The sequence below is a fragment of the Nocardia sp. NPDC050793 genome, assembly GCF_040654065.1.
In the GTDB taxonomy this organism is placed as follows: Bacteria; Actinomycetota; Actinomycetes; order Mycobacteriales; family Mycobacteriaceae; genus Nocardia.
The window spans coordinates 534,458-548,316 of record NZ_JBFAHG010000002.1 but is presented as its reverse complement, the minus strand read 5'-3'; the positions used below and the strand labels follow the sequence as shown (position 1 = coordinate 548,316).

The window sequence follows — 13,859 nt, the reverse complement described above, 5'->3', positions numbered from 1 at the left end:
TATGCCCACGGGCATTCTCGGCTTCCGGCTTCTCCAGCCGCCGCTCAGCGTCACACCGTCAGGTCAAGTCCATCAGGCGGGTGAGTCCATGTCGGAGCCCATCACTGCTACAGGGATCGATGTGGAAGTCGTTGTAGCGTCGCATGTAGACGTATCGGCCATCGTTGTGGACATCGAACCAGCTCAGATACCGTGGCGGCGGCGGCTTTTCGGTACGTCGTTCTGTCTGGATTTCGATGTGTCCGTTGCCCGTTCGTGATGCCGCCAGGATCTGACGCATTCTCTGGGCTGTAGTGGCTTCCTCGGAACCCCACTCGTGCGACGAGGGTGGGTATCGGAGGCGTTCATAGGTTTCGACCATACTGGCGGCACGGCCCGGCGGGCAGTCGCCTGCTACCGCGGTGAGCACCTTAGGCACGAGCAACGCGGACCCAACCTGCACGATGACGGCTCCGCCATGCCGGTGGTCCGTGCCAGCCCGCTGCACAATCGTTACTCCGATGTCGGCGATCACCGCCCCGTACGCGCGAAGTGGACGCTTTCGGTTTCCTACCAGCACGGCTGAGGTGTCTGGGTTTGCGGCGGTGCGCAGTACCGGAAAAAGGTCGGGATCGTCCAGGACTGGGAGGCGCTCGCGTAGGTCGCGCTCGGTTGCTTCCCATTCGTGCCGCCAGCATGCTGAGGCGAGAAGGCTAAGTGGTGCCGGGTAGCGATCCGATCCGATCGCTGTCCACAGGTAGATGAACTCATCGGGGGTGAATTCCCACCTCATCGAGATGATTCGCCCCGCTCGCGGTCAGCTGGTGGTCGCTCGCTTGCCCAACCGTCCGTGGCTCCTGCGGCATCCGTGTTGAAGATCGACGGAATTCCGGACGGAGCCTGGCTGGTGGGCGGTTGTGGCGTGGCTCTGACGTTGACCCATCCATCGTCGGGTGGAGCTTGGTCGGCACCGAAGACCGTAGGGACCGTCGGATTGCGCGGACCGATCAACTCCTCGCCGTTACGTTGGGTGATCATCCATTCTGGAATCTTGTGCTCGGACTCGCGATCCTCCTGTCGCCGGGCGGCGGCAGGCGACATCATTCCGGGCGATCCGGCTCGGCCCGTGCGATGCGGCGTGCCGGATGATCCAGATCCTGGCGCGGTCAATGGACTTCCGGCCAACGGAAGTCCGGGACCTGGCTTCACCGCCGATCCAGGTCCACCTGGCGTGGACGGAGCTCCGATTCCCCCTGGGCCTGGGCCGCCTGGGGAACCCGGTGCGTTGGGATTGCCGAGAGTGGGATTCGATCCTGGACCAACGGGCTGTCCAGGATTGACGCTGCTGGGTGTTGTGTTCGAGTTCAATCCGCTCGGCGTCGTTTGATCGGAGCCGTCAGGGGTGGTCGAAGCCGCGGTGGGGTTCGTCGACGGATCGGTGGACGAATCATCCGGCCTGCCCGCAGGCGTTGCAGGGCTCGAATCGTCTCTGCTCCCAGATGGAGTCGGCGTGTTGCCCATGTCTGACGGTTGTGTCGAGCCTCCTGGGGGCACGTTCGCACCGGGCGAGCCAGGAATGCCAAGACCGCTGTCATTGGTCCGGGGTGCGACGAACGTCGGAACTCCTTGACCGGCAGGTTCATAGGTTGGCACGTAGTTGTTCCGCATCGCCCATATCGCGGTCTGGTGGGCATCGCTTTCGCGCCTGCTTTGCGCGGTCGCGTCTGCCGGATTCTCGGCGCCGGCCGGGATCGGGATCGGAAGAGGAGGCGGCACCGCGGGGACAGACGCTTTCACCACTTCCGCTGCGAAAGCTGCTGATTCGATCCGCGACGAGACACCTTGGGCGACATTGTGAACATCGGTGACCTGCGCGATGAAGCGTTTCGTGGCCGTCTGCAATGCGTCGGCTGCCGCGCCCTCCCATCCCTGAGCGATGGTGGATGCCACACGGCCGTTCAACCCCATGGTGCTGAACAGCAGACCGTCGGCGATCTTGCGCCATACATTGGCAGCCTCATGCATCACGCCAGGCTGCATCTGCTGCGCCTTGTCATAGATCTCCTGGTGCGACATCCCGCCGAACTCTTCCATCGCCTGGATGTAAGCCGGGTCCTGCCCACCGTGATCGACCGCCTCGGCCGCCTCACGCGCCCGCTGCTGGAAGCTCTGTGCGCCCTGAAAAGCCGGGACCACACTGGGATCCAAGCCCGCGTTGCCCGAGAGGATGGGCATCTGTATCGCCGGGATACCTGGCCTCGACTCGTCGCCCCCCATGAGCTAATTCCCCTTGCCGATACTCGGTTCAATTTTGTTTGCTGCCTCGACGATGCCGTCACACGGCTTCAGCGATTCCTTACCCTGATTTGTCAACAGGAAGGCTATCCCTAGATATCCGACATCAGTCCGCATATCCACAGAGCAAGTGTCGCCAGACTTGCTGGTGATCAACGCTTCACGGTCGTTGACCTTCGTTTCTCGAGTCTGTCCGGTGTACTTCTGCCGCACCTCGTCCAGGCTTACGTTGCCAGACTCGATCGTCAGCAGCCGAGTGCTGGAGTTGAACTGGCAAACCAAGAAAGTGTATTCGGCAACGATGTCGTTGCCTCGTTTGCGAGTTCCAGGTTCGAAGCCTGCGGATTGAATCGTACTGTCATCGATCCACGTACATGGGTCGACAACAACGTCATGGCGGCTGGGGTCGGCGAATCGGCTGTCCTGTGCCGGCGGTTGAAGTTTCGATGCGGTCAGGGTTGGGCGCGCCTGCGATGAAGGCGAGTCGGGCGTCGTTCCGTTCGGCCCAGCGGATCCGTCAGAATCCGGCGAGGAGCATCCCGAGGCGGCGCCGAAGATGAGGGCGAAGGCGATGACTGCAACAGACGCAGGCACTCTCATGATTGCGCCCCTTCGATCGCGCGTAGTGCGCCCGCATTCGCTGCGTCTACCTCTTCCAACAGGCCAGCGGCGCGCAGAACCGCCGCTTTCATACGCCAGGCGGCCTCTTCGGTTGCTTTAAGTGCGTCCACAGCTTGGTTGGCTTTGCGTTGGAACCCTTGTTGCAGCTGCTGAGCTGAATCGAAGCCGCCGAACCCCGTGAGTCGTTCCAGGTCGCGCACCTCACGTTGCCGCTCGGCGACAGTCCCAGCGAACCATTCGAAGTGAGCAGCGCACTCGCGAGCCGCTTCAGGACTCAGTCGGAACCGTCCCTCTGATGCGGCCTGCCACAACTCTGCCGCAGCGCTGCTTCCGACATCCATGACGTCAGCCCTCCATTCCTAATGGTTACGGTTTCGGCCGAATCGGCGAACTGAAGTCGCTACCTTTCAGGCGGCAGCCGGTCGATCCGGAAATGACCGTAGCCCGCTTGCTGGCGACTTTGATGATGATCCCGTCCGCGCTCGTGAACCACACGTCATGCGATGCGGGCCGATCGCCCTCCGCCGGAGTATCTGCCATCACCTCAGAGGTTGTCGCTCCGACCGTCGCGGCTATTTTCCGCGCACGTTCGAGGAACTCGCTCCACGAGATCTCTGGCACCACGGCATCCGCGTAAAGATCCCGCAAATGAGCGACTTTGCCATTCGTCCCGTCGAATGGTTTGGCGCAGTCTACGGAACTGCTTTCGCGTATCCACCGGAACTGCAGGCGCGGATCGATCTCCGAGCCCGCCGCAGCGATCTGCTCGACTACCGACCGCACCTGGTCAACCGACGATTCCAAAGTTGGTCTGGCAAGCAACGCTTCGGCTGCCTCGGCGGTTTCCTTCTCGCCTGTTGGTTCTACTGAGCTGTCGGATACCACCCAAACTCCTACGATCAGCGCCAATGACAGCACAGCCGCTATTGCTATGGCTGCCACCGCGAACAGAATTGCTGTGGTCTTCTTCGTCATCGCGAGCGGCTGGGGTTCGTGGCATTGTCCGGTATCCCTGCCACTACAGCAGCGAGGTTGTATCCCGACCGGTGCAGCTGCCCCGTCGATGGGTCGGTCCGGGGATACTCCGAATGACCAGACGCGCCTGTGTAGGTGGTGCCATCCACAGTCACTTCACCGGTACCCAGATGGGTGATCCATGGGATCTGGTTCGGACTTCGACCGAATCCATTGGCATTCGCAACAGGGTCTATCCGCTCGGTCATCTCATAGACATGCCCCGGCTGCAGACCAAGATCGGCTGGGGAGTCGACTTCGTCGTTGATTCCCGTGGCGTTGGACAACCATCCCAACGGTTGCGCAAGTTGTGTGGGTACAGGTGCGTCCGCGCCGAGTCCTGGTGAGCCGTAGAAAACGACGTCGTCGACGGCGTTGCCGTTCTCTTGCAGAGCCTGGCTGGTTGTCAGCGATCCATACGAATGACCCAGGGCCGTGAGATGCGGGTCGTTCTTATTGCTCGCGGTATCGAGACCCTCATAGAAGTTCGCCAATGGTTTGGCGGCTTCATCAGCTCGCCCTTCGAGTGCGACGTTGCCGATGTCCAGTGCGGTCTTCTGCGGCGGGTCGTAACCGATCCATGCGACCGTAGCCACGGTTTCACCCGGCCGACCGTCCTGGCTCAACTGGCGCTCCGACTCCCGCTTCAGCGTCTCAGCTTCGCCCACCATGCTGCCGAGAGATTCGCGTACGTTCGTACTCAACCCCGGCGTCGTGACGGATATGTGGTCGGCATTGTCGGGATCACCGACCGCGACAGCTGCGCGGACCTGCCGCCCGCTCTCGGTGTCGAGTAGCAGCAGTTTCCGTGGCGTCTGAGGGGTGCCATCAGGTGTGGAGGTCGGGTTGATCGCGGCCTGGATCGCCTTGACGTCTGCGAGGCGCCGTTGACGATCCTCCAGTTGCTGCGCCAAGCCCACGGCCTTCGGGTTCGCGTTGACCTGGCTGGTCAGCGTGTCGACCTCGCGCTGGAGCCGGGCCTGCTCGGTACGGAGTACCTCACGGTTGGCTTGGTCCCGGACATCGGCCGGAAGCCCATCGAGGTTGCCGATCGAGGCAGGCTGAGTGCTGAGCATGAGAGCTTTCTCTTCATTGGTCAGCGAATCCCAGTACTTCCGGTTCTCCTCAGGGGTTCCGTTCTTCGGAGGTTCCTTCGGCGTCGGTTTCACAGTCGGCGAGCTGTTCCCGAGCGCCTCCGAACTCGGGAGGTTCGCGAACGCTGCCTCGATAGCTTGCTTGGCCGCGGTGTCGGCGTCGGCGGCATGAGCCAATGCTTGCTTCATGGCGGCGGTTTGGGTGTCGGCGTCGACGATCAGTGCGGCAATGGCGGTGCTGTACCGGTTCGCGTCGCCATTGACCGCGGAATAGATCGCCTGTTTGACGCGCTCGGGGATCTCGCAGGTGCCGTCCGGCTTGACCTCCAGAAGCTTGCTCTCGGCGGTCGCCTTGGTCGACTGCACCCGAGACCGCGCGGACGCGAAACTCAGATTGGCCAACCGTGCCGCGTCACGCGCCCGTTCGAGCGCGTCGAGAACCTTCAGTGTCTGGCTGCGTACTTGCTCGAAACGGGCCCGCATCGCCTCGCCCGAGGCGCCCTTCCACGTTTCATGCGACCCATCCACCGCCCGCCACTGAGCGTCTAGCCGGGTACGCAGGTCGTTGGCCTGCCGATCCCACTCACTCGCCTGTGCCGCAAGAGCCTCTGGCCGCCACTCCAACACTTGCGGCACGGTCAGATGCTTGCTCAACGGATCCCCTCCTCCGCGTTCGTGACCGCCTGCGCGTTCGCCGAATCACGTTGCTGGAAGGCGACAATCGCGGCCACTGCGGAGCCGCCCATCTCCATCAGGGCAGTACCGACCGCCCCCATCGCCTTGTCTGCCGACCGTGCACCGTCTCGGCATGCTGACCCGACGTCCGCGCCAGGGAATCCGTCCAATACCCCATCAGCGACCGCACCGCCACGGCCGATAACACCGATGTCTTGACCGCTGGTACCAAGTCCGTCAGCCAATGCTCGAACGGCCGCCGGATCCAGCTCTAGATCGTCGTACGCGCCCACGCCTGCCCCCTCAGGTCGATCAGGTGTATCCCGCTCACGGCCACTATAAACTGCGGACAGGTCAAGCACGACCGGGGAGGATTCGCTGCATGTCCGATATCGACCCGCTCACCGGACAGATCAACGAGCTACAAGCATCGCTTCAATCTGCACGTCACAGACCCGAAAGCCAAGTCGCACGAATCGAAGTCGGCGAGGATGGTGGACTGCAAGCGATCCACCTGACCGACATGGGACGACGACTCGATCCCGACACGCTGTGCGCCGAGATCGTGCGTCTACACGCCGAAGCCCTCATCGAATCCCGCAAAGCGATTTCCGCGGCGATCACCGAGATCGAGAACGATCCTCGACTACAAGCGCTCATCGAACGCAGCACTGACGCGCTGAACCAGCGCCTCCCAGCCCCTGAAACCCCTCCGGCGCCATCACCGATTCCAGTGTCCCAGCCCCGCCTCCTGAATTCAGCCACTCAACAATCTGCTCCGGTAGTGCCTCCTTCGTCGACCCCGCGAATCTTCAGCCAGGTATCACTCGGGCCAGAGAAGCCGGTCACGCGCGTCGCGCCACCGCCACCATCGGACTTCCCGCCACCTCCACCACCGTCGAGCCGTAGTGCGGGCCACCCCAACTTGCCGTTGAAGAGCCGCGAGCCAACACAGGAAGAGGAGGAGGAGATGGACCGGTACTACCAGCGAAAGAGTTGGCTGGAGTACTAGTACAGAGTCTCCTCGGCGGTTGCGGCTGGGCGCGGCAGCCGCTTGGGCACGGTGGGCGTGTCCACCCGGTCCATCGGGTTCGCGGGCAGGAAGTCGTGTCGCACGGACACCGGCAGAACGCTGAGACCGCGGCGCGTTTGTGTTTGCGGGTAGCCGGGGCCTGCTTGGCGATCCCGGACAGAAACGCCCGCACCGACGTCACGTCGAGCTGAGCGAGGTCGAATCGACGTATTCGGCGAAGGCGGTCAGGTCTCCGCGGTAGGCGCGGATCGTGTTCGCCAGTGCGTTGGCGTTGTGAAGGTCGGTGAGGAAGTCGGCGATGTGCACCGCCATCGGAACCCGGCCTGTGCGGGGCCGGCGTCGCAGCTGCACTACTGGCGGCGCAGGCCGTCAGCTTCGTCGGCGACACCGGCCATCGAGTACACCCGGGCGATGTGGACCGCGGCATCGATGGGCATCCCGTGACAGCTGACTCGCTGGGTTTGGCTGCGCGACAGAGTAGTTGGCGGCCGATGAGATTGGTCGGCATGCCGAAGACCGACGAGCTAGCCTGAGACTTCACGGCGGATCGCTTTCCTGGGGGAGGACTTGAACAACTTCCATAAGACGAAGAAGTCGGCGGCGGTGTTGAAGCACGCGATCCTCGACCAGTACGCGACGCCCTTCGCGAGCAAGACCGGCAAGACTTCGCTCGATCATCGCGTGGCTTTCATCGACGGGTATGCCGGACCAGGTCGTTATGAGGACGGTGAGGAAGGGTCCGGCGCCATGCTGCTCCGCAAGGCGCGCGATATGGCCCATTTCCCGCGCCAGGTCGAGTGCCACTTCGTGGAGGACGACGAGGCGACCGTGGAGCGGCTCCGCGAGGTAGCCGCTGCGGAGGGCGCGGGTGTCGAGTACACCATCGACGATGGCGATATCTCGACACATCTTCCGAAGCTACTGAAGTCCGCCGAAGGCATCCCGCTGTTCACGTATCTCGACCCGTGCGGGCTGCCCATCCCGCTCGATGAGGTCGCCAGCATCTTCGACCGACCGAGCGGTCCTGGTGCCCCAGCAACCGAGGTCCTTATCAACCTCACCGCACATCTGCGTCGTTTCGGCGGCATGCTGCATAGCGCCACACCGGTAGAGGCTTCCTTGAGGCGCATCGACGCGGTGTGTGGCGGGGAATGGTGGCGGAACGCGTGGCTCGAGAAGTGTCCTACCAAGAATGCCTCGGAGGACGAGAAGATGGCGGCTGAGGAAGCTGTGGTGGTCGGGTACGCCAAGCAGCTCCGCAGCCGAGCGGGCGGCGCTGGCACTTGGATCATCGATGTACGACCGCGCGCCGATCTGAAGCCTGTCTACTACCTCATCTTCGCGACGCGGTACATCGACGGCATGGTCACCTTCGGTGATTCTGCGTCGCTCGGCCTGGAGGCCTGGCGGAAGTACCTCGCCAAGGTCGCCGCCGACGGCACGCTGTTCGGCGATGACGATGCGTGGGAGGCGGATTGGAAAGAGCAAGAGAAGATCCTGAAGACGCAATGGGTCGACATGCTCGCTGACCGACTCAGCGGTGAGCTGGAGAAGGGCGAGACGTTCTGCATCATCGAGCGGCCGAAAGTGCTCGGTGACCTTGCTGGGGTCGTCCGTACCCTCCACTTTCGCGCGGCCATCAACAAGGTACTGAAGGAGGGGAAGACGACGACGGACCCCAAGGGTGCAAAGGACCTGTGGCGTCTGCCGCTCAAGCCCGCGTAGGCGTCGGCATCTCGCTCCACAGCCGCCCGTCGAGCTCGCGACCGTTGCTCTTCGGCGTCCGTCCACCCCACTGCTTGAAGAAGAATGCGACGTTCTGGTCGCGGCATGCGTCCCGCAGCTCGCGGACCCATTCCACGTCGAGCTCGCGATGCTTCGGACCGCTCTCGCCGCCTGCGATAAGCCAGTGCATGCCGCTCAGGTCGAGCCCTGCAAGTGAGCCGAGCAGAGGCTCCGCTGACACGAAGCGGGTGGCGGCTGGCACGCGGCGTAGTTCGTCGAGGCGCCACAGCTGCTCGGTTGTCTCCACGCTGACCCCGAGCCAGACGTTACTCGGCCAGGGAAGCGCGGCTGCCATGTTCGCCGCTCGCCGAGGGCGTTTCGTCAGCAGCTGGTAAGTGTGCCGTGGGGTTTCCTCCATCACCTGGAAGACGTCGTGGATGAAGGAGGACGAAACGCGCGCGTGAAACAGGTCGGACATGCTGTTGACGAAGATTACTCGCGGAGCCGACCACCGGCGAGGGATGTCCAGCGTGGACGGGTGCTCTGTTATCGCGAAGCCTGGACCGCTAGTCCGCGGGTCGCCGTCGCGCTGATACTTCGGATTACCCATTGCTTTCAGGCGTTTCGCCAGCGTCAGGGCGTAGCAGTTGTCGCAACCGGGGCTGATGCGGTCACAGCCGGTCGTCGGGTTCCATGTCGCTTCTGTCCACTCAATGCCGGTGCCATCCGCCATGACATAAAGGTATGCCACGCAGGCTGATAACGGGACAGGGTAGGGGCAGGAGGCCCAGCGGCAGGTGGAGAGCCGAGTGGGACATATTGGACGAGCAGTACGGCGGCGTTACCCGGCGCCCGGGCTTCCCCAGTCGCGACGAATGGGTGGCCAAATTCCCCAAGCTTGCTGAGGCCGAGCAGAAGGAACGCGCCGCCGACATCAGTGCCCTGCCAGTGTTCTGGTAGCCACGCTGTCTGCCGTCCCAGCTTCTGTGGAGGCCATCGAGTGCGTCACGCGCTGGGTCCGGGAGGGGCGCGGCAGGGTCTCGGACCCCGAGATCATCGAGCTCACCGAGAACGACTTCGATTGCCGCGTCCAAGATCTCGAATCCGCTACGCGGAAACCGGGTCACTTCGGTGTAGAAGCGCAGCAACAATGCGAACCCCAACCGTGGCGCACGACGCTTACCCGACACCAGATCCACTTCATCACCAAGAGCGTTCACTGATCGAACAAAATGACGCAGGTGGATCACGTGGCCACATGAGGCCACGCGAGGCGGAAGCGACGAAACACGGTCGGCATTGGCAGCACCACACCACGATCCGAGCCCCGCAAACTCGGCGGGCGGCTCCTCTCGAAGATACGTGCTGCCAATGACCACGGCATTCAGGCGGCTTGCAACGCTGCCGCCGCAGCTTTTCGGAGAGCAGTACGGCGTCGGGTTTCAGCCTTCGCTCGGTCGCCTCGCCGAAGTTGGTCCTTCTCGATGCGTACCCACCCTTGGGTCACTAGCCACCGCTGCTGGGCTCGGCCGTCATTGGTGTTGAAGAACAAGGGAATTCCTTTCGCGTCAGTGGCGGCGGCTGCTAACTCGTCCCAGGTCGGGCTGTGGTCGTCGTGAAGCCGCCGATAGATCCCGATGTGCCGGGCGACCAGGTAACCAACGGTGGCCGCGGGGGCAAGTGAGACATGGTCGCCATAGAAGCGAACGTGAAACCGTCGGCCGGCACACAGCGAACGCGGACTGCGATTCGACGCGAGCCATCCAGCCCGATCGAGGATCGCAAACATTGGATTGCGGGCCAGCCGGTACTCGGGCACCTCGCCGAGTCCGGAGATCCACCAGTTCACGACGGCATCGGATTGCCATGCCTCCTGCCAGGTCGGACCGATCCCATGGTTGACCCAATGGAGCGCGACAGCGGAGGACAACTTCTCACCGAGCGTGTCGTAGTCGGCGCTAACCATCGCCTTAAGGAGCTTCGCCTCCGCTCGCTCTTCCTCCCTTGCCTCAGCCGACTTCATATTCGGCGGGTTCGTCACAGCGGCCCGTATCGCGCATGGAGTGGGTACCTGACCCGCGATGAGCAGTTCGATGACGATGTCGGCGGCGGTCCCGATGCAGTCTGCCAGATTCAACGGCTCACGTTTGATGAAGCCGTAGCGAATCGGGTCAATCGCTCGGGACAAACGCAGTGCGGCGTCGGCGTTTCCGGCTAGTTCTGTTGTAGCCAGCCACGATTCCGCCGCGTGGTCGACGCCCTCATTGCGTCCTTTCAGAATCACTGTGGACAACGCTAAAGCTCCGATCTCGTCGTGTGATGTGGCGATTCACTCGAAGCGAGTCGGTCTTAGGTGGCCGCCCGCCGAGTCCGATGCGCGGACTACCAGATAGTCCGGTCGAGAGGGCCGCACGTGGCGATCGAGTTGAGCATAGTACGACGTTTGCGCATGGGATGGAAGTGCATAGGACGTTTACGCTCTGGATCAATACGCGCTGGACATATGGGGTTGGCCGTGTATGTCCAGCCCCGTCAAACCTCCGCTCAATCCGACCGCTAAGGCGTTTGGAGCACGAGTGCGTGCCCGGCGAACCGAGCTCGGATGGAGTCAAGAAGTCGCGGCCCATGCCTGTGGCGTGCACTGGACCTACCTCGGACAGGTAGAGCGTGGTCGGCGTAGTCCGCGAGTCGAGAACATCATGAGGTTCGCGGCCGGGCTGAAGACGACTCCCGGCCAGCTAATGGACGGCTTGCCCGTACCGGAAGACAGGGCGCAGTAGTGCCACGTGGACGCACCACAGCGATTGAGCTCATTCGCTATCGGGCCGAGTCGCGCGTGCCTTCTATGGCAGCGATGACCTCCGTCCCGAACGGGGTGATTTTCATCGGACGGTTCCGTTCGGCACGTACGAAAAGTTTGCCGCCGAGTTCTTGTTCGAGTCGGGTGATCTGGGTGACGAGACCAGATTCGCTGGCGCCGAGGGCTTTTGCGGCCAGGGTAAGGGTGGGATAGCGGCTGGCGGCAGCGAAACGTTCAAGACGTCGCCATCCTCCTATGCCAGCGAGTGCCGGTCGCAGTACATCTGCCGCCGATTCTGCAGCGATGGCCGCGTTGAGATTTGCGGTCTGACTGGGGCCGCCGCGCGGCCGCATCGGTATGTCGTGGACTTTGGCCCATCGGGCGAGGTTAGCTGTACTAATCCCACATTCGCGGGCGATGTCCGGCAGCGCTCGGCGACGGGTGACGTACTGCTCATACAGCCAGTCCCGGTTGATGCCATGCTGATCGCGTCGCAGCTCCGGGTCGAGCACTACCTCGTAGTGTGCGGCCAGCCGAGTGATCGTTTGCTTGCTGACGCCCATCGCGTCGGCGATCTTTTTGATGCTCATGTGGCTGTCGTAGTACAAGGTGAGCAATTCAGATTGCGACAGCGCCGCCGCGGTCGCGCCGAAGATATTGCCCCGGGCCCGCCGCTGGGCGGTAGTCAAGGCTTCCGGGGCGGGACTATTTTCCAGCACGAACCGTGCCGCCTCGACGCGGGCCCCCAGCTGTTCGGCCGCAGCCGTCAGTGACAACTGCTCTACTCGGATCAACCTGTGGAGTTCGTTGACATCGACCGTGTCCGGGTCCGGGCCGGGTAGGGCAAGCCCGTTGAGGAGTTGCCGGGGTGGATGCCAGGTGAGAGGTTCGTCGATCGCACCGTGACGATCAAGAAACTCGCGTGCAGCGAGGTCGAGATGTGTTACTAATTGCGGGGTCAGCTGCCGCGGCAACAGCGACAGCTGGGCGTCGAACCATGATTTCTTCTCGGCGAAGGGCGATCGTTCGGCGGGCAGACCACTGATCCGTTCGAACAGCCACGACCGGATCACAGCCAGTCTGTGGCCGGTACCTGGCGCTGTGGCTGTGTGCCCGCAGATTTGCAGCCATCGAGCCTCGGACAGCAAGCACCGATAGTCCAGGCTGCGGCGGCGTCGATAGTCGATAGGGATGTCATGAGCACTCAAGTAGTCTGAGAGCCGGGTCAACGCGGTCAATACAGCATTCCACTGCAGGCTATTGCGTAGCAGCCGAAGGCAGCGTGACACGCCAGATGGCAGCATCCTCGCCTCGGTCAGGGCGATTGCTGCGGTCAATGTGCGCCGCGAACCGACGACCAGCATCGCTGCCGGAAGTGCACGCCGAATCTGCGAGTATCCGCAAGTCGGTACCGCGAACCGCAGCGCCCATTGAGGCCACAGCAGCGTCGGCACCCGGTGATCCGGGATCGCACTGGTGTCCTCACGCTGGGGATGGCGTGGCATGGCGGTGTGGCTGCGGTAGCGCAGCACGTCGCTGACATCCATGAACGGCACCAACGCGCTCAACTGCACCGCGGCGAGTATTGCAGAGGTGCCATTGCCCCATCCCGTGGCGCTGCTGGCGTTCATGGCTTGGTGTTTGGTCCTGCTCAGGCTTATCAGCCACCGCAGTCGCGCACCTGCGGTCGGGATGTCAGGTGCGGTCAGCGCATCCAACGCTGCGGTCACTCCGATCGCAGTGGTCACCGCCCGCGCCGGAGACGCCAGTCCCGTCATACGGGTCTGCTGAGGCTCGCCTCCGGTGGAGTCATAGACGGCGACGAGGTCGGCAGGTAGGCAAGCGGAAAGGTGCTCGACGCTGGCGTAGTCCAGGACGCGTCGGGCCACGGCCCGCACATCGGACAAAACCGTCCGTGCAGGTAGTGGCCGGTCGGCATACACACCGAATGATCCTGTGCCGCTGGTGATGACATCGAGTATGACCTGCTGGGCGCGTAGGGCGGGGTGGTTTGCTGGCAGATGCACTGTGTGGGCGATGGCAAGCGCGCCGTCACAACGAGGTGCGGCAATGCCGGTCGCGCCAGGGGCAGGGCGTGTGCAATGACTGGGTCTCGGGATCGCCATCCCGCCCACTGTTTTCAGCTGTAATACCTGCAGGCAGTGCGGACAGTCGTCGACTAGCAGACAGTGATGTGTCAGGCAGGCGAATACCCAGCCAAGCCGCCACTGCAGCTGCCACCGACCCCCAGAATCGATCAAACATTGCGGGCAGTACCGCGACCCGCGGCTGCGTCCCCACGGGAATCCGTGGATTACCATGCGGCGGTCCCGGTTGATAGACAACGCCGTGCCGTCGAACCGAGCCAGCGTCATCGCATCGACCACTGCCGTATCGGTGATCCCGGTGGCCGCCGCAATCGCCTCGGTTTCGGCCGGATACAGATAGACGATGCAGTTACCTCGGGTGCGCATCTGCTCTGGTGGCTGCGGTCCCGCTGGGGCCAGTGCAGTCAGCAGGTCCGCCCATGTCGTCTTTGTGCGGTGCGCGATCGTGAACAGCCACGAATCCAACGCCTCACCCTCGATCGGGGCCACCCGGATCGGCAGCGTCCGCACGGACG

General features: G+C 63.1%; 14 protein-coding genes. 3 read left to right on the top strand and 11 right to left on the bottom strand.

Annotation, left to right across the window (positions count from 1 at the left end; translation table 11 throughout):
• Positions 1 to 58: 58 nt before the first annotated feature.
• From AB0H50_RS08015 to AB0H50_RS07985, 7 genes are all read right to left on the bottom strand, one after another.
• On the bottom strand, positions 59 to 772 hold the full coding sequence (locus tag AB0H50_RS08015; protein ID WP_357448439.1) for an ESX secretion-associated protein EspG: 714 nt from the start codon (positions 770 to 772) through the stop codon (positions 59 to 61).
• The gene (locus tag AB0H50_RS08010; RefSeq protein ID WP_357448437.1) at positions 769 to 2,187 is read right to left on the bottom strand and encodes a hypothetical protein; all 1,419 of its coding nucleotides are present in this window, start codon (positions 2,185 to 2,187) and stop codon (positions 769 to 771) included. The genes AB0H50_RS08015 and AB0H50_RS08010 overlap by 4 nt, the downstream gene beginning before the upstream one ends.
• Before the next feature lie 72 nt (positions 2,188 to 2,259).
• Positions 2,260 to 2,874, bottom strand: coding sequence for a DUF3558 domain-containing protein (locus AB0H50_RS08005; RefSeq protein WP_357448435.1), 615 nt, complete (start codon positions 2,872 to 2,874; stop codon positions 2,260 to 2,262).
• A complete protein-coding gene (locus tag AB0H50_RS08000) occupies positions 2,871 to 3,236 on the bottom strand; it encodes a hypothetical protein (RefSeq protein ID WP_357448433.1) in 366 nt (121 codons plus the stop codon). The genes AB0H50_RS08005 and AB0H50_RS08000 overlap by 4 nt, the downstream gene beginning before the upstream one ends.
• A gap of 25 nt (positions 3,237 to 3,261) precedes the next feature.
• A complete protein-coding gene (locus AB0H50_RS07995) occupies positions 3,262 to 3,870 on the bottom strand; it encodes an LppA family lipoprotein (protein WP_357448431.1) in 609 nt (202 codons plus the stop codon).
• Complete coding sequence (locus tag AB0H50_RS07990) at positions 3,867 to 5,657, bottom strand: alpha/beta hydrolase (protein WP_357448429.1); 1,791 nt, start codon at positions 5,655 to 5,657, stop codon at positions 3,867 to 3,869. The genes AB0H50_RS07995 and AB0H50_RS07990 overlap by 4 nt, the downstream gene beginning before the upstream one ends.
• The gene (locus tag AB0H50_RS07985) at positions 5,654 to 5,971 is read right to left on the bottom strand and encodes a hypothetical protein (protein WP_357448427.1); all 318 of its coding nucleotides are present in this window, start codon (positions 5,969 to 5,971) and stop codon (positions 5,654 to 5,656) included. Before AB0H50_RS07985 ends, AB0H50_RS07990 begins: the two co-directional genes overlap by 4 nt.
• Before the next feature lie 89 nt (positions 5,972 to 6,060).
• On the opposite strand from AB0H50_RS07985, the gene AB0H50_RS07980 reads away from it, so the two are divergent.
• Positions 6,061 to 6,690 (top strand): hypothetical protein, encoded by a 630-nt coding sequence (locus AB0H50_RS07980; protein WP_357448425.1) that lies wholly within the window; start codon positions 6,061 to 6,063, stop codon positions 6,688 to 6,690.
• 198 nt (positions 6,691 to 6,888) lie between these two features.
• Here AB0H50_RS07980 and AB0H50_RS07975 read toward each other — a convergent pair whose 3' ends face one another.
• Entirely contained in the window at positions 6,889 to 7,023 is a 135-nt protein-coding gene (locus AB0H50_RS07975) for a hypothetical protein (RefSeq protein ID WP_357448423.1), read from the bottom strand.
• Positions 7,024 to 7,278: 255 nt separating this feature from the next.
• Here AB0H50_RS07975 and tcmP point away from each other — a divergent pair, with 255 nt between their 5' ends.
• A complete protein-coding gene (tcmP, locus tag AB0H50_RS07970) occupies positions 7,279 to 8,436 on the top strand; it encodes a three-Cys-motif partner protein TcmP (RefSeq protein WP_357448421.1) in 1,158 nt (385 codons plus the stop codon).
• Here tcmP and AB0H50_RS07965 read toward each other — a convergent pair.
• On the bottom strand, positions 8,423 to 9,169 hold the full coding sequence (locus tag AB0H50_RS07965) for a phage Gp37/Gp68 family protein (protein WP_357448419.1): 747 nt from the start codon (positions 9,167 to 9,169) through the stop codon (positions 8,423 to 8,425). The two genes, tcmP and AB0H50_RS07965, sit on opposite strands and share 14 nt — an antisense overlap.
• Positions 9,170 to 9,820: 651 nt before the next feature.
• Positions 9,821 to 10,720 carry a hypothetical protein gene (locus AB0H50_RS07960; protein WP_357448417.1) on the bottom strand — a complete coding sequence of 300 codons (900 nt, stop codon included), beginning with the start codon at positions 10,718 to 10,720 and terminating at the stop codon, positions 9,821 to 9,823.
• A gap of 235 nt (positions 10,721 to 10,955) precedes the next feature.
• On the opposite strand from AB0H50_RS07960, the gene AB0H50_RS07955 reads away from it, so the two are divergent.
• A complete protein-coding gene (locus AB0H50_RS07955) occupies positions 10,956 to 11,216 on the top strand; it encodes a helix-turn-helix transcriptional regulator (protein WP_357448415.1) in 261 nt (86 codons plus the stop codon).
• A 37-nt stretch (positions 11,217 to 11,253) separates the two neighbouring features.
• On the opposite strand, the gene AB0H50_RS07950 is transcribed toward AB0H50_RS07955, so the two are convergent.
• Complete coding sequence (locus tag AB0H50_RS07950; RefSeq protein WP_357448413.1) at positions 11,254 to 13,854, bottom strand: TniQ family protein; 2,601 nt, start codon at positions 13,852 to 13,854, stop codon at positions 11,254 to 11,256.
• Positions 13,855 to 13,859: the final 5 nt, after the last annotated feature.

What these genes read in the sequence shown, in the direction of transcription:
- AB0H50_RS08015 (WP_357448439.1), bottom strand. Translation starts at nt 772, where the DNA reads ATGAGGTGGGAATTCACCCCCGATGAGTTCATCTACCTGTGGACAGCG.
- AB0H50_RS08005 (WP_357448435.1), bottom strand. Translation starts at nt 2,874, where the DNA reads ATGAGAGTGCCTGCGTCTGTTGCAGTCATCGCCTTCGCCCTCATCTTC.
- AB0H50_RS08000 (WP_357448433.1), bottom strand. Translation starts at nt 3,236, where the DNA reads ATGGATGTCGGAAGCAGCGCTGCGGCAGAGTTGTGGCAGGCCGCATCA.
- AB0H50_RS07995 (WP_357448431.1), bottom strand. Translation starts at nt 3,870, where the DNA reads ATGACGAAGAAGACCACAGCAATTCTGTTCGCGGTGGCAGCCATAGCA.
- AB0H50_RS07980 (WP_357448425.1), top strand. Translation starts at nt 6,061, where the DNA reads ATGTCCGATATCGACCCGCTCACCGGACAGATCAACGAGCTACAAGCA.
- AB0H50_RS07975 (WP_357448423.1), bottom strand. Translation starts at nt 7,023, where the DNA reads ATGGCGGTGCACATCGCCGACTTCCTCACCGACCTTCACAACGCCAAC.
- AB0H50_RS07965 (WP_357448419.1), bottom strand. Translation starts at nt 9,169, where the DNA reads ATGGCGGATGGCACCGGCATTGAGTGGACAGAAGCGACATGGAACCCG.
- AB0H50_RS07955 (WP_357448415.1), top strand. Translation starts at nt 10,956, where the DNA reads ATGTCCAGCCCCGTCAAACCTCCGCTCAATCCGACCGCTAAGGCGTTT.